Source organism: Paenarthrobacter aromaticivorans, assembly GCF_019038615.1.
GTDB classification, from domain to species: Bacteria; Actinomycetota; Actinomycetes; order Actinomycetales; family Micrococcaceae; genus Arthrobacter; species Arthrobacter aromaticivorans.
Genome location: NZ_JAHOPC010000026.1, coordinates 1 through 21,770 on the forward strand (window position 1 = coordinate 1; position 21,770 = coordinate 21,770).

At 62.3% G+C, this 21,770-nt stretch carries 22 protein-coding genes; 11 read left to right on the top strand and 11 right to left on the bottom strand.

All coding sequences use genetic code 11. From position 1 onward, the window contains the following. The first annotated feature begins 211 nt into the window (after window positions 1–211). The 3 genes from KSW38_RS22815 to KSW38_RS22825 all read left to right on the top strand — a co-directional run bounded on the left by KSW38_RS22815 (window position 212) and on the right by KSW38_RS22825 (window position 2,311). Entirely contained in the window at window positions 212–589 is a 378-nt protein-coding gene (locus tag KSW38_RS22815; RefSeq protein ID WP_055975330.1) for an RNA-binding S4 domain-containing protein, read from the top strand. Window positions 590–699: 110 nt separating this feature from the next. After that, window positions 700–1,371 carry a DUF6318 family protein gene (locus KSW38_RS23580; protein ID WP_254186839.1) on the top strand — a complete coding sequence of 224 codons (672 nt, stop codon included), beginning with the start codon at window positions 700–702 and terminating at the stop codon, window positions 1,369–1,371. Then, window positions 1,358–2,311, top strand: coding sequence for a PKD domain-containing protein (locus tag KSW38_RS22825; protein ID WP_308169468.1), 954 nt, complete (start codon window positions 1,358–1,360; stop codon window positions 2,309–2,311). Before KSW38_RS23580 ends, KSW38_RS22825 begins: the two co-directional genes overlap by 14 nt. Before the next feature lie 109 nt (window positions 2,312–2,420). Here the strand turns inward: KSW38_RS22825 and KSW38_RS22830 are convergent, their stop codons facing one another. From KSW38_RS22830 to KSW38_RS22840, 3 genes are all read right to left on the bottom strand, one after another. Beyond that, entirely contained in the window at window positions 2,421–2,882 is a 462-nt protein-coding gene (locus tag KSW38_RS22830) for a DUF3817 domain-containing protein (RefSeq protein ID WP_216927533.1), read from the bottom strand. A gap of 61 nt (window positions 2,883–2,943) precedes the next feature. Further along, window positions 2,944–3,552 carry a hypothetical protein gene (locus KSW38_RS22835; RefSeq protein ID WP_254186840.1) on the bottom strand — a complete coding sequence of 203 codons (609 nt, stop codon included), beginning with the start codon at window positions 3,550–3,552 and terminating at the stop codon, window positions 2,944–2,946. A gap of 77 nt (window positions 3,553–3,629) precedes the next feature. Continuing rightward, the gene (locus KSW38_RS22840; RefSeq protein ID WP_216927538.1) at window positions 3,630–4,136 is read right to left on the bottom strand and encodes a hypothetical protein; all 507 of its coding nucleotides are present in this window, start codon (window positions 4,134–4,136) and stop codon (window positions 3,630–3,632) included. Between the two features lie 101 nt (window positions 4,137–4,237). Between KSW38_RS22840 and KSW38_RS22845 the strand changes: the two genes are divergently transcribed. From KSW38_RS22845 to KSW38_RS22865, 5 genes are all read left to right on the top strand, one after another. Then, a complete protein-coding gene (locus tag KSW38_RS22845) occupies window positions 4,238–4,966 on the top strand; it encodes a FadR/GntR family transcriptional regulator (RefSeq protein ID WP_216927540.1) in 729 nt (242 codons plus the stop codon). After that, complete coding sequence (locus tag KSW38_RS22850; protein WP_377654675.1) at window positions 4,963–5,988, top strand: asparaginase; 1,026 nt, start codon at window positions 4,963–4,965, stop codon at window positions 5,986–5,988. Before KSW38_RS22845 ends, KSW38_RS22850 begins: the two co-directional genes overlap by 4 nt. A 13-nt stretch (window positions 5,989–6,001) precedes the next feature. Then, window positions 6,002–7,417 (top strand): aspartate ammonia-lyase, encoded by a 1,416-nt coding sequence (locus KSW38_RS22855; RefSeq protein WP_216927542.1) that lies wholly within the window; start codon window positions 6,002–6,004, stop codon window positions 7,415–7,417. Between the two features lie 142 nt (window positions 7,418–7,559). After that, complete coding sequence (locus KSW38_RS22860) at window positions 7,560–9,071, top strand: amino acid permease (RefSeq protein ID WP_216927544.1); 1,512 nt, start codon at window positions 7,560–7,562, stop codon at window positions 9,069–9,071. Window positions 9,072–9,268: 197 nt separating this feature from the next. Further along, window positions 9,269–9,940 (top strand): FadR/GntR family transcriptional regulator, encoded by a 672-nt coding sequence (locus KSW38_RS22865; RefSeq protein WP_216927545.1) that lies wholly within the window; start codon window positions 9,269–9,271, stop codon window positions 9,938–9,940. A gap of 30 nt (window positions 9,941–9,970) precedes the next feature. On the opposite strand, the gene KSW38_RS22870 is transcribed toward KSW38_RS22865, so the two are convergent. The 5 genes from KSW38_RS22870 to KSW38_RS22890 are packed head-to-tail and all read right to left on the bottom strand — an operon-like array spanning window position 9,971 to window position 14,737. Then, window positions 9,971–10,840: an amidohydrolase family protein gene (locus KSW38_RS22870; RefSeq protein ID WP_216927547.1), complete on the bottom strand. Its 870-nt coding sequence runs from the start codon at window positions 10,838–10,840 to the stop codon at window positions 9,971–9,973. Further along, complete coding sequence (locus tag KSW38_RS22875; RefSeq protein WP_216927549.1) at window positions 10,833–11,798, bottom strand: aldo/keto reductase; 966 nt, start codon at window positions 11,796–11,798, stop codon at window positions 10,833–10,835. Before KSW38_RS22875 ends, KSW38_RS22870 begins: the two co-directional genes overlap by 8 nt. Continuing rightward, a complete protein-coding gene (locus KSW38_RS22880) occupies window positions 11,795–12,109 on the bottom strand; it encodes an L-rhamnose mutarotase (RefSeq protein ID WP_216927551.1) in 315 nt (104 codons plus the stop codon). Before KSW38_RS22880 ends, KSW38_RS22875 begins: the two co-directional genes overlap by 4 nt. Continuing rightward, window positions 12,102–13,394, bottom strand: coding sequence for an alpha-L-fucosidase (locus KSW38_RS22885; protein WP_216927553.1), 1,293 nt, complete (start codon window positions 13,392–13,394; stop codon window positions 12,102–12,104). The genes KSW38_RS22880 and KSW38_RS22885 overlap by 8 nt, the downstream gene beginning before the upstream one ends. After that, the gene (locus KSW38_RS22890; protein ID WP_216927561.1) at window positions 13,391–14,737 is read right to left on the bottom strand and encodes an L-fuconate dehydratase; all 1,347 of its coding nucleotides are present in this window, start codon (window positions 14,735–14,737) and stop codon (window positions 13,391–13,393) included. The genes KSW38_RS22885 and KSW38_RS22890 overlap by 4 nt, the downstream gene beginning before the upstream one ends. A gap of 145 nt (window positions 14,738–14,882) precedes the next feature. On the opposite strand from KSW38_RS22890, the gene KSW38_RS22895 reads away from it, so the two are divergent. Both KSW38_RS22895 and KSW38_RS22900 read left to right on the top strand, forming a co-directional pair. Continuing rightward, entirely contained in the window at window positions 14,883–15,791 is a 909-nt protein-coding gene (locus tag KSW38_RS22895) for a fumarylacetoacetate hydrolase family protein (protein ID WP_216927562.1), read from the top strand. Further along, window positions 15,791–16,552 carry an SDR family NAD(P)-dependent oxidoreductase gene (locus KSW38_RS22900; RefSeq protein WP_216927564.1) on the top strand — a complete coding sequence of 254 codons (762 nt, stop codon included), beginning with the start codon at window positions 15,791–15,793 and terminating at the stop codon, window positions 16,550–16,552. The genes KSW38_RS22895 and KSW38_RS22900 overlap by 1 nt, the downstream gene beginning before the upstream one ends. A 51-nt stretch (window positions 16,553–16,603) precedes the next feature. On the opposite strand, the gene KSW38_RS22905 is transcribed toward KSW38_RS22900, so the two are convergent. The 3 genes from KSW38_RS22905 to KSW38_RS22915 are packed head-to-tail and all read right to left on the bottom strand — an operon-like array spanning window position 16,604 to window position 20,074. Further along, the gene (locus KSW38_RS22905) at window positions 16,604–17,755 is read right to left on the bottom strand and encodes an FG-GAP repeat domain-containing protein (protein WP_254186841.1); all 1,152 of its coding nucleotides are present in this window, start codon (window positions 17,753–17,755) and stop codon (window positions 16,604–16,606) included. A gap of 14 nt (window positions 17,756–17,769) precedes the next feature. Continuing rightward, window positions 17,770–18,936 carry an FG-GAP repeat domain-containing protein gene (locus KSW38_RS22910; protein WP_254186842.1) on the bottom strand — a complete coding sequence of 389 codons (1,167 nt, stop codon included), beginning with the start codon at window positions 18,934–18,936 and terminating at the stop codon, window positions 17,770–17,772. Further along, a complete protein-coding gene (locus KSW38_RS22915; RefSeq protein ID WP_308169469.1) occupies window positions 18,923–20,074 on the bottom strand; it encodes an FG-GAP repeat domain-containing protein in 1,152 nt (383 codons plus the stop codon). The genes KSW38_RS22910 and KSW38_RS22915 overlap by 14 nt, the downstream gene beginning before the upstream one ends. Window positions 20,075–20,285: 211 nt before the next feature. Here KSW38_RS22915 and KSW38_RS22920 point away from each other — a divergent pair, with 211 nt between their 5' ends. Next, the gene (locus tag KSW38_RS22920; protein ID WP_216927565.1) at window positions 20,286–21,599 is read left to right on the top strand and encodes an ATP-binding protein; all 1,314 of its coding nucleotides are present in this window, start codon (window positions 20,286–20,288) and stop codon (window positions 21,597–21,599) included. The last annotated feature ends 171 nt before the right edge of the window (window positions 21,600–21,770 follow it).

Here is a 21,770-nt window from a genome sequence, read left to right on the forward strand (position 1 = left end):
GAAGTGACTCCGCTTCGAAGCACGCAACGGGACAACAAAATCCATAACGGACCTTTCCCCGCCCCGCACGTCAGGCCACGAGCGACACACAAACTGTCACACAGCAGCCTGACACACAGGGAGTTCTCCGGCGATCTCGCAGCTTTCAGGTGTTCTCGCCGTTCTTATCACTCGGCTGACCCGTCCACGCCGGACTAGACTCGTTCAAATCATGAGTATCCCGTCTTCATCTCCAGCGAATGTCCGGGTGGATGCCTGGTTGTGGGCGATCCGCGCTTACAAGACCCGATCCGCGGCCACTGCTGCCTGCCGCGCTGGCCACATCCGCATCAACGGAAACCCTGCGAAGGCGTCGCAGAGCGTGATCATCGGCGACACCATCAGGGTCCGCGAATCCGGCTGGGAACGGATCCTCGAAGTAAGGCGACTGATCGCGAAACGCGTTGGCGCCGAGGCTGCGTCGCACTGTTTCACCGACCACACTCCCCCACGGCCCGTGGCCCCCAAGCTCGGACTTCCCCAGCGCGACCGCGGTGCCGGCAGGCCTACCAAGAAGGACCGGCGGGACATGGAGAAATTGCGGGGTTAGGGACCAGCCTCAATAGTTATCCACAAGCAGTCCTCTTCGACGTGAAACCGCCCCTTTACCCCGCCTAGACTGGCCGACACATCGCCAAACAGTTGCTGGGGGAGCCTGTCATGTCACGCCTTTTTACCTTCTCTTCACGTGCCCGCATTCGAGGAGCGGTCTTCGGATTCACAGCCGCGTTGCTTCTCACTGGCTGTCAGGGCGGCCAGCCCGGTTCTCCTTCCGAAACAAGCTCGACGACGGCGTCACCCACCTCGGCGGTTTTGTCGTCAGGTCCTTCGGCTACTGAATCTTCGGGGAGTGCCGTTCCCGCCGCTGTCTACAAGCCGGCCGACGCGAAGGGCAAGGCCGAGAATGTGCCAGTGCCCGTGATGCCCGAGTTGGCGAAGGAGAACTCGAAGGCGGGGCTGGAGGCGTTTATCCGGTACTACTACGAGCTCAAGAGCCACGCCAATGAGACGGGCGATGTCGCGGCTCTCGCCACGTTGAGCACCCCGGAGTGCATTGTCTGCAGTCACATGATGGAGGCATCCATTCAGGGTTACAAGACTGGCCGGTGGATGGTCGGCGGCACATTCCAGGTGCCTGCCATCGAAATGGATTGGCAGCCAGACGAGGCCTCACACTTGTCGAGGGTCCAGGTGATACAAGACGCGATTAGCTACTTCAACTCAGACGGTAGCCAGGGACGTCCGGCGGATATTGCCACAAACGACGTATTCGTAGTTGTCGCCCAATTCCAGACGACTTGGAAAGTTGTAGACACCGGTGTCGTTCGCTAATCTGACTCGGAGGTTCGCATGGCGCATCGTCCTCGCGGCAATACTGCTGACTCTTACACCTCAGATAGCAAATGCCGACAGCCAAGATGAGTGGACGAGCTCGAATGACGTCAATGGCAGTATCGACCTCGGAGCCAAATGGCAGTTCGATCCCATCGCCGGGAAGTCATCCCCGAAGCTGGACGGCACCTCCGCCACTGACGACCCCAACCAGTACATGGCCGATGTTCACTGCCGGGCGGACGGTCCGGACACCGTCGACCCCGGCTGCCTTGCCCTAAGCTGCCCTGCCACAACACCGGGCGGCGATGAAGGAACACCGGTCATCTGGAAACAAGCACCCAAGTCCATCACCAACCCCGGCTGGACCAACTGGATCCCCATCAGCGGACCCACGTGCCTGTACGACGCCAAACCCGAAAACGTCCTGGCCAACATCGCCACCCGGATCCTGAACGATTTCCGCCAGCTCCCCGTGAACCCGGGAACCCTGCAAGCCCAACCCTTCCCCCACACCCTCAAAGGCGGACCAACCAACTTCTACACCACCGCTACCGAACAAGCCTTCAACGTCACCATCCTCGGCCAAACCGTCCACCTGACAGCCACCCCGGCCAGCTTCACCTACACCTTCGGCGACGGCACCAGCCTCGGCCCCACCCCGGCAGCCGGCTACCCCATCCCCGAAGCCGACTGGCTCCTCAACCAAACCCGCACCAGCCACACCTACACAGCAACAGGGAACTACCCCGCCACCATCACCACCAGCTACACCGGAACCTACTCCGTGAACAACGGCCCACCCCTGCCCATCAACGGAACCCTCGACCTCACCACAGAACCCAAAACCATCCACGTCTGGAAAACAGAAAAAGCACTCGTCGCCGACACCTGCCAGGAAAACCCCACATCCTGGGGCTGCCCCAACGCCGAAAAATGACTGAGCCCGTGGCTTCCTGACCTTCATTGAGACAAAAAGAGACCCAAATCGCCGGAAAAGTGCAGCTTTGGGCTCCAAACAAGGTCACGGAGCCACAGAGCGAAAGTGATCAGGAGAACCAGGTGTCCGGCGGTCCCATGAAAAGCAGGAAGCTGAATACTGCGCCGACGCCCACCAAAACCAGAACAACCGCCAGAATGGGATTGCCCAGCACCCATGCCTGCGCCTTTTCCAGGGCGCCGCGGGGCTTCTCGCCGCCAGCGGCCAGCCGCCACCCGCCGTCGAGCAATCCCCGCCGATCAAGCGACCTCTCCACCGGGATGGTCGCATAGGGAATTACCGCCGAAACGATGGCAAGCAGTCCCGTGCGAGCAGTCCATTTTTGGTTGATCCACGTGAAGGCGGCTGTCGCTGCGTAGCAAAGGAAGACAAAACCGTGGATACCTCCGGCTACGCTCACGCCCATCTCCGTGGTGTGCGTGACGTACTTAAGGAACAGCCCAATCAGCAACAGCGTCCACGTCACAGCTTCGGCAAAAGCAACGGTACGAAACAGGGTGCGGGGCTGCATGAAAGTCCTTGGGCTGGGAAACGGGAGTCCCGTCCAATTTACCGTGACAGGACAAACACGTTCATCCCGGCAGTGGCAGCGAGTCCCGGTTCCGGATCTGTGAGTCCCCGAATTCAACGGGCACTGGAGCGATCTCCATCGGCGGGTCATGGCGCGTCCGGGCCTTGCCAACGGCGATATGAGGCAACCAACGGGGTGACCTGTAGCCCAGGGCAGGTGAGCTCAGGATGAAGTCGTCGATGTTATCCAGGCCCAGGTCATCCAAAAGCACATGAAGCCCCTGAACCAGTAGGGCCTGATAGTCGTGAACCTCTTGAGGAACGTCCACTTCCAACCCCATAAGGCGGCCACCGCCCAGAGGGACTAGCTTGTCCGACTTTCCCAGGAACCCCTGCAGTACAGGCAACTCCGTCAACCAACCCACAATCTCCGGAAGTACGTTCTCTGACCTGGACATTCCTTTGGTCCAGGCTTCAATATCCTGGACCAAATCATCGAGGATACCTACGTGCAGCAATGTCATGTGGAGTCCTCGCGGCTTCCGGAGGAAATCGACGTAACGGCTTAGTCCCTCGTAGTCGGATTGCCCGGCACCGATGCGGAGGACAGGCGCCTCGATGGTGATCCGGGATCCATGCGGTTTGCCTCCAGCGGGGTTACTGCCCGTCATGCATGACATTATGCGCCGCGCGCGGCTCCCATGGCAGGCCCCAACAGAAGCCCAGTGCCGCCGTCGTACTTAACGCCCTACTTTTTGGTGCGAGCCTGAACCAGATTCGCGAACGGCAGGCGGCCATATGTGGCAACGAAATCAGCGTGGTAGGCGGCCTCGGCTGCGTTCAACTCGGAAGGAGGGAGTTCCTTCCACGCAATGATCAGGTCCAAGGCGTCCCGGAGCTGCCAGATGAGGCGAGCGTCCCAGACGACCGTGGGCCGTCCGCGGCCGTAATCCATGAACTCCTGGATCTGCTTCCGAAGCCCCCGGTTTCCCTGGCTTCCGGCGCTGGCCTTGCCCAGGTACAACAGCGAAACGTCCGGAACCCACTCCGCTTCCAAAGCTTCACATTTGAGCGACGGGTCCTTTTTCTTGAAGGTTCCGGCAGTGCTCTTGGTGAGGAACACGGGATCGAAACCCGCAGGGCAAAGGAGGGCAAAGATTCCCGGCCCCTGGGGGATCCGCATGACCTCGAGCTCGTCCAGGGCCCGGAAGCCCGTGAAACCGTCCGCGGTGAGCGACTTTTTGGTGAATAGCATGCTCCATTGTGCGGGAGCAACGCAGCACCCTGAACACCCAAAGCGTGAAGCGAATCTTTCAGCGTTGACACGGCCTTGTGACCCGTGCCATATTCGATAACGTGAACCTGTCAGACAGCCGGACAGCCGGACAGCCAGCCCCTCAGGGCTCTTCCGCTGGGCATACGCCGATCTCGCGCATTTCCGCGGCTGAGGCTGTCTTCGCGGCACTCAGAAGGGCTATCGAGGGCGGCCAGTTCGATATCGGCACCAAGTTGAGCTCTGAAGCAACGCTGGCGGCCCAGTATGGCGTGAGCCGCTCGGTCATCAGAGAAGCGCTGCGGTCCTGCAACACCTTGGGCCTCACCATGACCAAGACCGGCAAGGGCACGTTCATTGTGGCCAACAAGGTCGCCAACGACCTTACCTTGGGCCAGTACAGTGCGCGTGATCTGAACGAGGCACGTCCGCACATTGAGATTCCCGCAGCCGGACTGGCAGCCCTGCGCCGCACCGAAGAAGAACTTGAGCACCTGAAGGACATCGTCCAGGAAATGCTCAACGAGAACGATCCCGAAGCCTGGGTGAACCTGGACGCCAGCTTCCATTCCGCCGTCGCCCGGGCCAGTGGCAACCGGGTGTTCGCCAGCGTCGTTTCCGATATCCGCGACGCCTTGGCCCACCAGTCTGAAACCCTCAACCTCGTCGCCGACCGGCAACACCGCTCGGACGAGGAACACGTTGCCGTGCTGAATGCAATCGAAGCAGGCGACGCCGAAGCAGCGAGCAAAGCGATGGCCGATCACCTTCAGGCCGTCAGCGTCGCACTGGACACGATCCTCAGCAAATGAACCACCCAAAGGACACCATGCCCCAAGTGACCGCGGCAGCAGCGGCCCAAACAGCACAGAGAACGCCCAACCACGTCCCGCTCGTCGAACAGACGCGCGACGGCCTGGTGGAGAGCATCCACTATGGATCGCTGATCGCCCTGAACGCCGATGGCAGCAGTGCCATCGAAGCCGGCGAGCCGGACGCACCCATGTACCCGCGCTCGTCCCTTAAGCCGCTGCAGGCCGTAGCCCTCCTCCGCGCAGGCTTGGACATCCCCCAGAACCTCCTCGCCCTGACGGCGGCCAGCCACTCGGGCAGCAAAGCGCATCGCGACGGCGCCGCCGAGATCCTGGCGCTTCACGGCCTGACCGAAGCGGCTCTGGGCAACAGCACGGACCTGCCGTACGGCGTCGTTGAGCGCGAAGAGTGGCTCCGCGCCGGCAACGGCCCCACCCAGCTTGCCCAGAACTGCTCCGGCAAGCACGCCTCAATGACTGCAGTCTGTGTCATCAACGGCTGGCCCGTGGAGGGGTACCTGAACCCGGAGCACCCACTGCAGGTCCTGGTTCGCGACACCATCACCGAACTGACCGGCGAAGACGCAGCCGCAGTAAGCACCGATGGCTGCGGAACACCGCTCTTTGCCCACTCGCTGCACGGCATGGCCCGCGCTTACGGCCGTCTGGCCGCCGCCGACCAAAGCACCGATGAGGGCAAGGTGGCCCACGCGATGCGCCGCTTCCCCGAGATGGTGGCCGGCGAAGGCCGCGACGTCACTGCGCTGATGCGCGCCGTCCCCGGACTGCTCGCCAAGGACGGTTTTGAAGGCCTCCAGCTGGTGGGGTTGCCGGACGGCCGCGGCGTCGCCGTGAAGATTTCCGACGGCGGTGACCGCGCACGCATGCCCGTCACCGTTGAGGTCCTCCGCCAGTTGGGCGTCGACGGCGGCAGCCTGGACACGCTTCAAAGCCCACCGGTGCTGGGTGGCGGCCTTCCAGTCGGCGAGCTCCGTGCAGCGCAATTTTTCAGCAAGAACTAAACCAAGGACAGCTATGACCACCGTCGATCAGGCGATCCCCATCCGTTCCGAACACGACCTCCTGGGTGACCGGGATGTCCCGGCAACCGCCTACTGGGGGGTTCACACCCTCAGGGCAATCGAGAACTTCCCCATCACAGGGCAGCCCCTCTCCACCAACCGTCACCTGGTACGTGGCTTGGCCGCAGTCAAGATGGCTGCAGCCCGGACCAACCACGAGCTCGGCCTTCTGGACGCAGAGCGCGCCGGAGCCATCGAGCAGGCCTGCCAGGACGTCATGGATGGCATGCTCCAGGAGCAGTTCATGGTGGACGTGATCCAGGGCGGCGCGGGCACCAGCTCCAACATGAACGCCAACGAGGTCATCGCCAACCGTGCTTTGGAAATCCTCGGCCACCCCAAGGGCGACTACTCAAAGCTGCACCCGAATGACCACGTCAACCTGAGTCAGTCCACCAACGATGTCTACCCCACCGCGGTAAACCTCGCCACGATCTTCTCTGTGAAGGAACTCCTCCTCGCACTGGAAGAGCTGGAGCTGGCATTTGCTGAAAAGGGCAAGGAATTCCGCACCGTTGTGAAGATGGGCCGCACCCAGCTTCAGGACGCAGTGCCCATGACCCTGGGCCAGGAGTTCGGCGGATATGCCGTGACCATCGGCGAAGACCGGGCGCGACTGGACGAGTCCCACATGCTGATCCACGAGATCAACCTCGGGGCCACTGCCATCGGCACAGGGCTCAACGCCCCAGCCGGATACGCCGATGCCGCGTGCCGGCACCTGGCCGAAATCACGGGCCTTCCGCTCCTCACTGCAGCCGACCTCATCGAGGCCACCCAGGACGTTGGCGCCTTCGTGCACCTGTCCGGCGTCCTCAAGCGCGTGGCAGTGAAGCTCTCCAAGATTTGTAACGACCTCCGCCTGCTGTCCTCCGGACCGCGTGCGGGTTTGGGTGAGATCAACCTGCCGGCCGTACAGTCCGGCTCGTCGATCATGCCCGGCAAGATCAATCCGGTGATCCCGGAAGTGGTCAGCCAGGTGGCGTACGAAGTCATCGGTAACGATGTCACAGTCACCATGGCCGCGGAGGCGGGCCAGCTTCAGCTGAACGCCTTCGAACCGATCATTGTGCACAGCCTGCACAAGAGCATCTCCCACCTGGAAGCAGCGTGCCGCACCCTTACGGCACGCTGCGTCCGGGGCATCACAGCAAACACCGAACGGCTACGGCTTACCGTGGAGCAGTCGATCGGTCTCGTCACGGCATTGAACCCCCACATCGGTTATGCCTCCGCCACGGCCATCGCCCAAGAAGCGTTGGTTACCGGCAAGGGTGTTGCAGAACTCGTCCTGGAACACGGTCTGCTGACCGCCGCCCAGCTTGAGGAACTGCTCAGCCCGGAACGTCTGGCAAACCTGAGCAAGTAAGCCGAAACCGGCCAGTAAGCCCAGCGGCTCAAGCGAGCCATTTCCGCCCAATGAGGCACACCCCCACGAGGCCCTGTCCTGCGCTCCGGCCCCCGACCGGCCTCGTGCAGGACACCCCAACAGGACACCCCTAAGGATTCCAATGACCAACCCACCCATCACGGACCACACGGTCCCGCCCCAGGCGCACGCCAGCGAGAAAGCCCTCCATACGGAGGACAAGGGCTACCACAAGGATCTCAAACCCCGCCAGATCCAGATGATCGCGATCGGCGGTGCAATCGGCACCGGCCTGTTCCTCGGCGCAGGCGGCCGCCTCAACGCAGCTGGCCCTTCCCTGGTAATCGCGTATGCCGTTTGTGGCTTCTTCGCATTCCTGATCCTCCGCGCGCTCGGTGAACTCGTTCTCCACCGCCCGTCCTCGGGATCCTTCGTCTCTTACGCCCGTGAGTTCTTCGGTGAGAAGGCAGCCTTCGTTTCCGGCTGGTTCTACTGGATCAACTGGGCCACCACCACCATCGTGGACATCACAGCAGCGGCGCTGTACATGAACTTCTTCGGCAAATACGTCCCTTGGATGGGTGCCGTTCCACAGTGGGCCTGGGCCCTTATCGCCCTGGTCGTGGTCCTCAGCCTGAACCTCGTATCGGTGAAGGTCTTCGGCGAGCTTGAGTTCTGGTTCGCCATCATCAAGGTGGCCGCACTCGTGGCATTCCTGCTCGTGGGTACATACTTCGTCATCTTCGGCACTCCGGTTGAGGGCCAGGAAGTCGGCTTCAGCCTCATCACGGACAACGGCGGTATCTTCCCCAACGGCCTGCTCCCCATGATCATCCTCATGCAGGGTGTGCTGTTCGCATACGCCTCGATCGAACTCGTGGGCACCGCCGCGGGCGAGACTCCCAACCCCGAGAAGATCATGCCCAAGGCCATCAACTCCGTGGTCTTCCGTATCGCAGTGTTCTACGTTGGCTCGGTCATCCTGCTGGCACTGCTGCTCCCCTACACCTCATACGAGAAGGGCGTCAGCCCGTTCGTGACGTTCTTCGGTTCCATCGGCATCCAGGGCGTGGACGTCATCATGAACCTCGTGGTTCTGACCGCCGCGCTGTCCTCGCTGAACGCGGGCCTGTACTCCACCGGCCGCATCCTGCGCTCCATGTCCGTTGCCGGTTCCGCCCCGAAGTTTGCCCAGCGCATGAACAAGGCTGGTGTCCCCTACGGCGGCATTGCGATCACGGCAGGCGTCTCGCTCCTCGGCGTTCCGCTGAACTACCTCGTCCCGGCGCAGGCCTTCGAAATCGTCCTGAACGTTGCCTCCGTGGGCATCATCGTCACCTGGGCCACCATCGTCCTCTGCCAGATGCAGCTCAAGCGCTGGGCAGACAAGGGCTGGCTGAAGCGTCCTTCCTTCCGGATGTTTGGCGCGCCGTACACCGGTTACCTCTCACTGCTGTTCCTGGTGGGCGTGCTGGTGATGGTCTTCATCGACTCCCCGCTTACCATGCTGGTCACGGCGATCGCATGCGCACTGATGGTGGTCGGCTGGTACCTCTGCCGCAAGCAGATCCACGAGCTTGCTGCGACCCGCGACGGCTACACCGGCAGCGCCCCGGTGGTTGCCAACCGCCCCATGCGCGGCGGCGACTCCTAACAAGCCCCAAACAACGCCCGACGGCGGCACCGGGGTTCCGTAACAACGGAACCTGGGTGCCGCCGTCGTCGGTTAACGAACCCAAGTAAGTAGCAGCAGACGCCGTTTTGAGCGCTCAAAAGGGCATCTGCTGCTACCCAGTTGGGTGAGAGCGCGCCTAAGCCAAACATCCGATGACTCGCCACTACTATGGATCCATGGCTGTGACAGATGAGGCGATTGGCAAGATCAAGGACATGCTGATCCGCGGGGAACTCAAGGCCGGCGATCGGCTTCCGCCGGAGAAGGAACTTAGCGAGCGGCTGGGCCTTTCGCGCAGTTCACTGCGCGAGGCGGTGAAGGCGCTGGAGCTGATCCGCGTGCTCGACGTGCGCCGCGGCGATGGAACCTATGTCACCAGTCTCGATGCCAAGCTGCTCAACGAAGCCGTGGCATTTGTGGTCGACCTGCATCAGGACCGGTCCATCCTGGAACTCTTTGAGGTCCGACGAATCCTGGAACCTGCCACCGCCCACCTCGCTGCGAGCAAGATCAGTCCAGATGAACTCACGGCACTCCGGGCCACCATGGACGGCATCGATGAAAACACCGACGTCGAAGAGCTCGTAGCCCACGACCTCGAGTTCCACAGCATCATTACCGAAGCCGCGGGGAACGATTACCTCGGCAGCCTGTTGGAGGCCCTGTCCAGCAGCACGGTTCGTGCCCGGATCTGGCGAGGCCTGACGCAGGAAAAGGCCGTGGCACATACCCTTGCCGAGCACCACGCGATCGCCGACGCCTTGGAACGCGGCGATGCCGAACTGGTCCGGGCCCTCGTGACTGTCCACATCAGTGGCGTGGAGAACTGGCTGCGGCAGGCGCTCTAATCCTTGGAAAGCGCTAATCCCTGGAAAGCGCTAATCCTGTGGAATCGGCGTAACCGGCAGCCCGTAGGCGCGGATTGCTGTCGCCTCGAGCACGGCATCCTGTTCAGGGACGCTCAGTGAAGACACGAGTTCCAACAACACATCCAAGGTCCTGCCATAAGGCGCACCCAGTGTGCTGACTGGCCAGTCGCTGCCGATCATCAAGCGATCGGGCCCGAAGGCTTCCAACGCTTCCTCGAACAGTGGCCGCAACGAATCTGCCGAATACTCCACGTCGGGCAAGTGCAGGCCGGACAATTTGGCCACCGTGTTGGGCAGACGCCCTAGTTCCCGAAGATCAGAGCTCCAAGCCTCCATCGCAGTCGCGTCCGCAAGGGGTGGCTTGCCTAGGTGATCCAGGACCACGGTCAGCTCAGGAAGTTCCCGGGCAAGCCGGACAGTGGCTCCCAGGTGACGCGGGAAGGCATCGGGGACGTCGAAGGCCAGGCCGCGCGCGGCAACCAAGGCCAGAGATTCCCGCACCGGGGGCAGGTCAAGGAAGTCGTCGCGGGGATCATCGTGCACTAGGTGCCGGACTCCCCTGAAAACAGAATGAGCGGTGAAGGCGTCCAAGTGTTCCGCGGCTTGTGTTGGCGAATCCAGCTGGACCCACCCCACGACGCCGAGCACCCACGGATGGCGGGCGGCCACGCCGAGCATACTTTGGGTGTCGGCAACCGTATCGTCGGCCTGGACCAGCACCGCTCCCCTGATCCCCGCTTCCCCCAAGACCTCTCCAGCCTCGTCCTCCCCGAAGCTGCGGAACAGCGCACCGTGCTGCGGCCCCAGCCATGAGTAGGGCCGGACGCCTCCACTTACAAAGGCATCCAGATCCCAGAGGTGCAGATGTGCGTCAATCACGCCCCAGACCCTCCAACGCATCCCACAGTTCTTCCGGCACCGATTCCTGCATGCGGTTCGCGTTCGAGGTGACTTGCTCAGGTCTGCTCGCCCCGACAGTCACATTCACCACAGCCGGATGCCGCAACGGAAACTGGAGTGCCGCCGTCGGAAGTTCAACACCGAAGTCCCGGCAGACCGCCGCAAGTGCCCGAGCACGCTCAACCACTGCACGCGGGGCGCGGTCGTAGTTGTAATGCGCGTCGTCAGGGACTTCGGGACGGGCCAGCAGCCCGGAGTTGTAGACGCCAACATTCACGACGCCGGTGCGGTGCTCCACGCACCGGTCAAGCAGCGGGACGCTGGGCTGCTCAAGCAACGTGTAGCGTCCTGCGAGCATGACAAGGTCCAGGTCCGCCGCCTCGACACATTCCAAGGCTGCCTCCGCGGAGTTGGTGCCGACACCGATGGCTTTGACCACCCCTTCTTGGCGCAGTTTCTCTAACGCCGGGAGGGCTTGAGAGATGCCCTTCTGGAGATCGTGGACATCGGGATCGTGGAGGTACGCGATATCCACATGATCCAGGCCCAGGCGTTCCAAGGAGTCCTCGATGCTCCGTCGGATGCCGGCTTCGGTGAAATCCCATACGCGCCTGCGGGTAGCGGGGACATCGAAGCCCTCGTCGTCCTTTGCTGAGCCGGCCGCTGCCGAGCCGGCATCCGGGTTGGCTTCCAGCAAACGGCCCACCTTGGTGGAGATGATGAACTCTTCCCGTGGTTTGTCCCGGAGGATAGCGCCCAGTCTCTGCTCAGACAAGCCCAGGCCGTAGTGGGGTGCGGTGTCGAAATAGCGAACCCCTGAATCCCAGGCTGCCAGGACAGTGGCCAAGGCTTCCCCATCAGGGATGGCCTTGTACAGATTCCCGATGCCGGCGCCGCCGAATCCGAGCTTGCCGAGGTTGAGTGGTTCGGAGTTCATGGCAGTTCCCATACTTTCTGGATACCTGAATCGTTCCCGGAGTAATCGTCCTGAACCTCAAGGAGTTCGGCCATCCGGGCCTGCCAGGGTATGTTCGCCGGATGATCCGCGAGCGCATGGCGCATGGCTTGGTAGTCTTCGACGTCCACCACGTGGAAAAGGTCCAGCCCGCTGCGCCAGATCCGCCAATTCCGTACGCCGGCTCCTTTGAGGGCTTCAACGAGTTCGGGCGGGATGTTCGCGTGGGCGTGGGCGTATGCCTCTTCGGTTCCAGGCTTGAGGCGAGTGTGGAGGGCGATGCTTTCAGTCATTGACATCCTCCGGCTTCAGGAACAGTTCCAGCACGGGCACAGCGACGTCGGGCCGCTGGACCGGGAGCTTGATGGTCAGGGTGCCCGCCGGCTGGCCCCCGGGTGTCATGTTCATGGCTTGCTGCCCGGGGTCCACCTCTTGGAGGAAGACCTCGGAAGCGTCGTTGAGGAGTTGGGCATACTCCACCTTGCCTGCCAGGTCCGGGAGATGGACGTATTCAAAGGGCCAGGCAAAGAGGTGCACGTACAGCCGGTCCCCACGCTGGGTGTAGCGGGTATCCGCAGGTGCTGTGAACTGTGATGTTCCTGCACCGTATATAGACCGGGAGTGCAGTTGCATCCATGCGCCGATCCCCTCGAGGGAGGCGAGAGCCCGGGGGTCGATGCTGCCGCGGCCTGTTGGGCCTACGTTGAGCAGCAGGTTTCCGCCCTTGGAGACGCCATCCACCAGCATTCGGATGAGCAGGTCCACGGACTTGTAGTTGAGGTTGTCACGGTCGTAACCCCAGCTGCCGTTCAACGTCTGGCAGGCCTCCCAACTGACCGGTGCGCCATCCACCATCATGGGACCTGCTGGCTGGTATTGCTCGGGAGTGACAAAGTCTCCGGGGATACCGAGGCGATCATTGACCACGATGCCCGGTTGGAGTTCCCGCACCAGGGCAAGCAGGGTTTCGGAGTCCCAGTCCTTCGCGCCCTTGCCGCCCCAGAACTCTGCGTGTCCGGTTTCTGCGTAGGAGAAATCGAAGAACAGGTAGTCGATGGTGCCGTAGTTACTGAGGAGCTCACGGACCTGGCCATGCAGGTACTCGCGGTAGCGTGCCATATCGCGTCCTGCGTTGAGGACTTCGACGTCGGTAGCGTTGCGTTGCGGGTGCACGCCATCGATGGTGAAGTCGGGGTGGTGCCAGTCGATCAGCGAATGGTAGAAACCGACTTTGAGCCCTTCAGCCCGAAGCGCGTCCACGTAGGGTGCGATCAGGTCACGGCCGACTGGCGTGTTGGTGGCTTTGTAGTCAGTCAGGGCTGAGTCCCACAGGCAGAAGCCGTCATGATGCTTGGTAGTGAGGACCACGTACTTCATGCCGGCCCTGCGCGCGGCCCGCGCCCACTCGTTTGGATCGTAGAGATCGGGGTCAAAGCGCCGGAAGTACTTGGAGTACTCCTCCACCGTGGTTTCCTCCCGGTTCATCACCCACTCATGGCGTGCCGGTAGGGCGTAGAGGCCCCAATGGACAAACATGCCAAAGCGTGACTCTTCGAACCAAGGTGCGTGCTGGATCAACGGGATACCTTCCTGCTCGGATCGGGTGCGTTTCCTGCCGCGCCCGTCCCGGCCCAGACGGGTCCGTCGGGGAAGGCGTATTCGGCCAGTGTTTCACGCACCATTTCGTTGCCCGCACCAGGAGCCGACGGCGGCCAGTAGGCGCCGCTTCGGACGTCCACGGGTGTGGTGAAGTGCTGGTGCAGATGGTCCACGAACTCGATCGTCCTGCCTTCCTTTGTCCCTGAAACGGCAACGAAGTCGAACATGGACAGGTGCTGGACAGCCTCGCACAGGCCCACGCCACCGGCATGAGGGCACACCGGCACACCGAATTTGGCGGCCAAGAGCAGGATGGCGATGTTCTCGTTGACGCCTGCAACCCGCGCTGCATCGATCTGCAGGACTTGGAGGGAACCAGCTTGGAGCATTTGCTTGAACACCACCCGGTTCTGGACGTGCTCCCCTGTAGCCACAGGGATAGGGTCCACCCCTCGGGCAATGGCCGCGTGCCCCAGGACGTCATCGGGGCTGGTGGGTTCCTCGATCCAGGCGATGTCATAGGGAGCCAGATGGGCCATCCAATCGATGGCTTCCTGGACATCCCAGCGCTGGTTGGCGTCCACCGCAATCCTGATGTCCGGCCCCACCGCCGCACGGGCAATTCCAACGCGGCGGATATCGTCCTCCAAGGAGGCGCCCACCTTGAGCTTGATCTGCGCAAACCCATCGGCCACGGCTTCCTTGGCCAGGCGAGTCAGTTTCTCGTCGCTGTAACCCAGCCAGCCCGGCGTCGTGGTGTAAGCGGGGTAGCCTTCAGCGCGCAGCGCCACTTTGCGTACTTCCCTGCCCGGCTCCGCTGCCCGGAGGATCGCCAGCGCTTCATCCGGCGTGAGGGCGTCGGTGAGGTATCTGAAGTCCACCAATGCCACGAGTTCCTCGGGACTCATGTCTGCGAGCAGTTCCCAGAGCGGCAAGCCGGCCCGCTTGGCCTTCAGATCCCAGAGGGCGTTTACCACCGCGCCTATGGCCATATGCATGACGCCCTTCTCCGGGCCAAGCCAGCGGAGTTGGGAATCGTGGGCCATCAGCTTCCAGGTGGCGCCCATGTCTCCCAGGAGGTCTTCCACATTGCGGCCCAGAATGTGGTCCCGGAGTGCGTCGAGGGCTGCCGTCTCAACCTCGTTTCCGCGCCCGATCGTAAACACGAAGCCGTGGCCTTCATGGTCGTCACCGGCATCGGTGCGAATGATCAGGTATGCCGCTGAATAGTCGGGGTCCGGGTTCATGGCATCGGAGCCATCGAGGTCCTGGGAGGTGGGAAAACGGATATCGAAAGTGTCCACTGCGGTGATGACGCTCATTGCGCTCCTTGCTTGGCAGCTGGCGGTTGATCTAGGTAGAGCTAAACATCGGATGTCTACCTTGTCAATGGGTCACATTTCCGTATTATGTAGTGAAACAGCACACTAGAGCTCGGATGTTAGTCCCAAACGCACGGAGGAAGCCATGACCTTGAAATTCGCCAGGCTGGGTACGGCCGGAAACGAACAACCGGCCGTCATCGCCCAGGACGCCGACGGCACTGAGAAGTACTTCGATCTCTCGCCGCTGACCAAAGACATCGACGGCGTTTTCCTCGCCTCAGACGGTTTCACCCGGACCCGCGCAGCCCTCCAATCCGGGGAACTACCTGAGATTTCCGCGGAGGGCTTGCGCGTGGGTGCTCCCGTTGCGCGCCCAGGATCCGTGGTGGCAATTGGCCTCAACTACACCGCGCACGCCGCCGAATCCGGGGCCACACCGCCCGAGGTCCCAGTGGTTTTCCTGAAACCGTCCAACACCATCAGTGGACCTTTCGACGCCGCGCCCATCCCGCCGTCGTCGGAAAAGTACGACTGGGAAGTGGAACTGGCAATCGTGATCGGCAAGGAAGCGTCCTACCTTTCCTCTCTGGACGACGCCAAAGCGTGCATCGCGGGCTACGCAGTGGCCAATGACCTGTCCGAGCGCGACTACCAGATCCCCGGAGCCGCCGGACAGTGGACCAAGGGCAAGTCGCTCCCCGCCTCCACTCCCCTGGGCCCGTGGCTGGTTCCCGCAGCTGACGTGGATGCCAACAACCTCCGGCTGAGGACCCTGGTCAACGGCGAAGCCCGCCAGGACTCGAACACCTCGGACATGATTTTCGATCCTGCCACGATCGTCCACCACCTCAGCCAGTACATGGTTCTGGAGCCGGGCGATGTCATCATCACCGGCACGCCCGAAGGCGTGGCCCTCTCCGGTCGATTCCCGTACATCCAGCCCGGCGACGTTGTGGAACTGGAGATCGACGGCTTGGGCCGGCAACGCCAGGAATACTACCGCGCGCAGGCCGGCACCGTTTCCGCCATCCCTGCCCACGTCAGCGCCTGATGGCAACCCCTATTGGCCAGGAATTCGAAGGCCTGGCAGCACTCGTAACCGGCGGAGCCTCCGGCATTGGAGCAGCCATCGCAGAGCGGCTCGCCGCCGGTGGCGCACGGGTTGCCGTCCTGGACCTGGCACCGGAAGCGAGCCCGCACTTCGGCGTGGAATGTAACGTGGCCGATGACGCCTCGGTGCGAACCGCCGTCGAGACCGTTGCCAAGCAGTTTGGCCGCCTGGACATCGTGGTCAACAACGCCGGCATAGGCGCCCAAGGTGACATCGCCGCAAACGACGACGACGAGTGGCTCCGGGTCCTGAACATCAACGTCGTAGGAATCGCGCGCGTCAGCCGTGCGGCCTTGCCGTACCTGCGCGAATCGCCGTCTGCGGCCATCGTGAACACGTGCTCGATTGCCGCGACCGCCGGGCTTCCCCAGCGGGCGCTGTACTCGGCGTCCAAGGGCGCCGTGCTCTCCTTGACGCTGGCCATGGCTGCCGACCACATTCGCGAGGGCATCCGCGTGAACTGCGTGAACCCAGGCACTGTGGACACACCCTGGGTGGGGCGCCTCCTGGATTCCGCCGCTGATCCTTCTGCCGAACGGGCAGCGCTTAACGCTCGTCAGCCGCATGGCAGGATGGTGGACCCGGCCGAGGTTGCAGGCGCCGTCGCCTACCTGGCGAGCCCGCTGTCCGGCTCGACGTCGGGAACCTCCCTGGCCGTCGACGGCGGCATGCAGGGTCTGCGGCTAAGGCCGGTTCAGTAGGGGGTGCTTTAGTAATGGCCGCTTTGGTTGGGGCTGGTTTGGTTGGGCGTTTCAGTAGAGCCCGTTGAAGATATTCCAGCCCCAACCCACGGTCTCGACGCCCTTCCACCCACCGTGGCCGTCGCCGTAGTACATCAGCAGATCACCGGCAGAGTTGACGCCATGGACATCGTTGAAGCCATCACGATTGAAATCACCCGCACTGCCAACCATGCTCAAGGCGTTCCACCCCTGGCCGATCTGACGCACCGTGGTCCAGCCACCGTGGCCGTCGCCGCCATATGAATACAGGCGTCCGGCTTTGTCTTTCGCCAGGACGTCCACGTTCCCGTCGCCGTCCCAGTCACCAGGCCCGATGAGCAGGTCCATGACGTCCCAGCCTTGGCCGACTTTCACGCGTGGATTCCAGCTGCCGAAGGGCTTGGACGGGTAGATGTAAAGGTCGCCGTTCGTCTCTGCGCTGAGGAGATCGTTCATTCCGTCCCCGTCGAAGTCCCCTGGTCCAATCGCAAGAACGGTCGGCTGCCACTCCCAGGTGGCTTGCGGGTACAGCGTATGGAACCCTCCGTCGCCCGTTCCCGGGTAGCGGTAGAGCATCGTAGAACTCTTCTCCGCCATGAGGTCGGCGATGCCGTCGTGGGTGACGTCGCCCGGGGCGATGATCGTGGTGAAGAAGCCCCACCCCGGACCTACATAGCGGGATTCCTTCCACCCTTTGACGTTGTCCTTCCCGAGGTACAAAATGAGTGCGCCGTCGTTGTTGCGGCCGATCAGTTCAAAGACCCCACGGCCGGTGAAGCCAGCCGCACGCACCGGTCCCTGCGCTACGGCCGGTGTTGCTTCCGTGACCAGTTCCTGGCCGGGGCACTTGCCGGGCGAAGCCTTGACTATCGCCGAGATCCGCCCGCCGATGTCGTCTTTCTCCAGGACGTAGAGTTTCGGGTCATAGAGTGGGTTCCCGTCTACGGGCCTTCCGTCGCGGAGCCATTGGACGGAGTAACCAGGATCCCCGTTCCCTCCGCAGCCCGAAAAGTAGTCCTGGGCACCCTGAACGAACAGCCCCGAGCCGACAATAGGTGCACCGGAGATCTTCACGCCAGACGCGTCAGCAGCGTGGGCGGCCGGCACGAACCCCGAAATAGCGAGCGCAGGACCGAACAACAACGCCACAATGCTTTTGATGATCGAGTTCTTTGGTGACATGGCCGCCCTCCCCCTCAGTAGAGCCCGTTGAAAATGTTCCAGCCCCAACCCACGGTCTCGACACCTTTCCAGCCGCCACGCCCGTCGCCGTAGTACATCAACAAATCACCGGCAGCGTTCACGCCGTGGACATCGTTGAAGCCGTCACGATTGAAATCACCGGCACTGCCAACCATGCTCAAGGCGTTCCACCCCTGGCCGATCTGGCGCGCGGTGGTCCACCCGCCGTGGCCATTCCCGCCATACAGGTAGAGCCGGCCCAACTTATCCTTGGCCAGGACATCCACGTTCCCGTCGCCGTCCCAGTCACCTGGACCAATAAGCAAATCCATCACATCCCAACCGCGGCCGATCTGGACTCCGGGCTTGATTTCACGCTCGAACCCTGAAGCATAAAGGTAAAGCTCGCCGTTGGGTTCACTGACGAGCAGGTCATTCAGTCCGTCCCCATCGAAGTCGCCCGGCCCGATCGCTTTGTCGAAGGCAGTCCATCCAGGCCCAAAACCAAAGTCGATCCCGGGATCCTCGTACGTTTGGAGGCCGCCGTCACCGGTTCCATTGAACTGGAACATCCAGCCGTCACTGTTGGATGTCAGGAGGTCGTTGATGCCGTCGCTCCCGAAGTCGCCGGCCGCGATGATTTTCGTGAACCCGGCCCACCCCGGACCCACCTGCCGCACTTCCTTCCAGCCTTTCGAGTTGTCCTGGCCGAGATACAACATCAGCGTTCCATCATGCCTGCGGGCCATGAGTTCGAAGGCGCCCCGGCCCGTGAAACCCTCTGCCCGAGGGGGCTCCTTCCGAATGACGTCGGTTTCTGGCGTGGTGAGCGTTCGGCCGGCACAATTTACGGGGGATGCCGTAGCTATGGCGGAAATGCGGTGACCGAGATCAACAGTCTTCACCTCATAGAGGTATTCGTTGTACGGCGGACCTATGGAAACAGGCACACCATCCCTGAGCCATTGGACGGTGTGGTTCGGTTTCCAACTGCCGCTGCAGCCTTCAAAAAAGAAATGAGCTGCCTCCAGGGACAGAGTGGCGCCAACGATGGTTTGGCCAGTGATCCGAACATCGTCCGCATCGATTGCCCCGGCAGCCGGGACCAACGCCGGCACCGACATCAACAACGTCAACAGCCCAGCAGCGTGGGTCCGGCGCAGCCCTCTAGTAAAGCCCATTGAAACCACTCCATCCCCAACCCACTGTCTCGACGCCTTTCCAGCCACCGCGGCCGTCACCGTAGTACATCACCAGGTCCCCCGCTGCGTTGACGCCATGGACGTCGTTGAACCCGTCGCGGTTGAAGTCACCAACGCTCCCGATCTTGGTCAGGGCGTTCCAGTCTTGGCCGATCTGTCGGGCGCTGGCCCATCCGCCAAGACCATTGCCGCCATACAGGAACAGCCGGCCTTCTTTGTCCTTGGCCATGACATCGACGTTGCCATCACCGTCGAAATCACCCGGCGCGAAAAGAGTGTCCATGCCAGCCCACCCTTGGCCGACTTTTACCTTGGGACTCCATGAGCCTCGTCCAACTCTCGGGTAAAGGTAAAGATCGCCGTTGGGTTGAGTGGCCAAAAGGTCGTTCAATCCGTTGCCGTCAAAATCCCCCGGCCCGATGACTTTGTCCATGGTGTTCCACCCCGAGCCAATCTGACTGCGGTACTGGGTGGTGAATGCGCCATCACTGTATCCCTCGTAAAGAAGAAGCGCTCCCCAGGAGTCAGTCGCCAGGATGTCGTTCCGGCCATCAACAGTGAAATCGCCAGGAGTGATGATTCTGGTAAACGATCCCCAGCCCGACCCTACGCGCTGAACCTGTTTCCAGCCTTGATTCGCGTCTTGTCCCTGGTAGGAAAGCATGACGCCGTCAGACCGACGGGCGTCCAATTCAAAGACCTTACGGCCGGTAAATCCTTCTGCCCGTGCTGGCTCCTTGCGTATTACCCGCGGATCGTCGACTCGAACAGGTGGACATTCCGGGACGCCGGTGAGCACCGCGGAGAACTTGCTTCCCAGATCATCAGCTGTCAGGGCATGGAGCTGTGGGGAATACCCGGGCGACGATTCCACGGGTTCGCCGTTCCGCAGCCACTGGATCGAGTAGTCCACCCGCAGATTCGGGTCGCATGCGATGAAGTAGTCGTAATCGCCTGAGACGTACAGCACGCCACCAACAATGCTGGGGCCGTTGATGACGAGCTCGTCCGCGTCCACCGCCTCTGCGGCGGGTGCCAGTCCCCCACCAATCAGCAGCGCACACAGCAGCCCCGCCATGCTGCCACCGGCCATCGCCGTCCTGGAAAACAAACCCACGGATCCCCCTCTTCCGGCGTGGTCCAGCTAGGTGTTGCGCTTATCTTAGGTGCGGGAAACGACGCCGGGACGAAACCCGGTGCCGACAGGCCGCCGTCGTGGGTTTCCTCCGTAACGCAACGGACCTGCAACGTCCCAGTGCGGATGCTTCCCCTATGCTCAACTCCAAGGAATCAACGGCGATCCACCAAGCACACCCAGGAGAAACCCCATGACCAACTGGCGTATCAGGGACTTCCACTCGTCCGATCTTGATGGGATCCTGCACCTCTGGGAGTCACTCAAGGCTGATGGTGTAGAGCCCGTGTACGCACTCTCTGAGGTCCTTGCCTCGTGCGAAAAGGATCATGCAGTGGTGGCGGTCCAGGGCGATCAGGTGGTTGGCGCCGCGGTCGGACGGGCAGCGCATGACCAAGGCTGGGTCGTTTTCCTCGCCACGCTAACGGAGTTCCGTGGCAAGGGCATCGGCACTTCGCTGCTGTCCGCCGTCGAGAACCGCATGGCTCCGCACGGCCTCAACAAGCTGTCCGCGCTCATGCCGGAAACCGAGACCCGGGTGGAAGCGTTCCTGGGCCGCGGCTTCGTGGTGAAGAAGAACCTGCGGTACTTCGAACGGACCATCCCTGTGCAACGCCAAGAGCTGGAACCTCTAAGTCTGTTGGGTGGCCGGATCCTGGCCCGTGACCTGTGGGAAAACGTGGCGGGCATGAAGCGCGAGAAGGAACTGTTGGAACGCCGTCTGGTTCTCCCGCTGGCTGAGGCCGACCTCGCCGACGAGTACGGTGTAGTGCCGCCGCGCGCCGTCGTGCTTTTTGGTCCCCCAGGTACCGGCAAGACCACGTTCGCCAAGGCCATCGCGTCCCGGCTCGAGTGGCCGTTCGTGGAGGTGTTCCCGTCCCGCCTTGCGTCTGACCCCAAGGGCCTGGCCGGGGCGCTGCGGGAAACGTTCCTTGAAATCGCCGAGCTGGAACACGCCGTAGTGTTCATCGACGAAGTGGAAGAGATCGCCTCGCAGCGGGCGGGCGATCCGCCGTCGCCGCTGCAGGGCGTCACCAACGAGCTCCTCAAGATCATCCCTGCATTCCGGGAACAGCCCGGCCGACTCCTGGTCTGCGCCACCAACTTCATCCGCGCCCTGGACACCGCGTTCCTGCGCCACGGCCGGTTCGATTACGTCATACCCATTGGCCTGCCGGACGTCCACGCCCGCGAGGCAATGTGGCAGCGGTTCATCCCCGCCACCGTGGTGGACGACGTCGACATTGCCCAGTTGGTGGAACGCACCCAAGGCTTCTCGCCGGCGGACATCGAGTTCGCAGCACGCAGCGCCTCCCAGCGTGCCTTGGAAAAGGCCGTGTACGACGACGCCGCTACTTCGGGCGCGGCGTCCACAGTCTCGTCGAACGGACGGAAGGGGCCGATCACACAGGACTACCTCGACGCCATCGCCGATACCCGCACAACTGTGAGCGACGAGGTGTACCAAGAGTTCCTCGAAGACATCGATGTGCTGGGGCGCGTGTAGTCCCCGTCCGCCCCGAGTTCGCTGGAACGGTGTGAGCTCGCCGCAATGTCGGTATATATCAAGCTGTTTGTGGCAGCTGGGTGGGTTGTTTGTGGTTGATTCCTGCGGTGGGTGGTATTCCTGGCGCGGTGGGTCTGCGGCGGTATCTGTGAGGGTTGCGGGCGTAGCAGG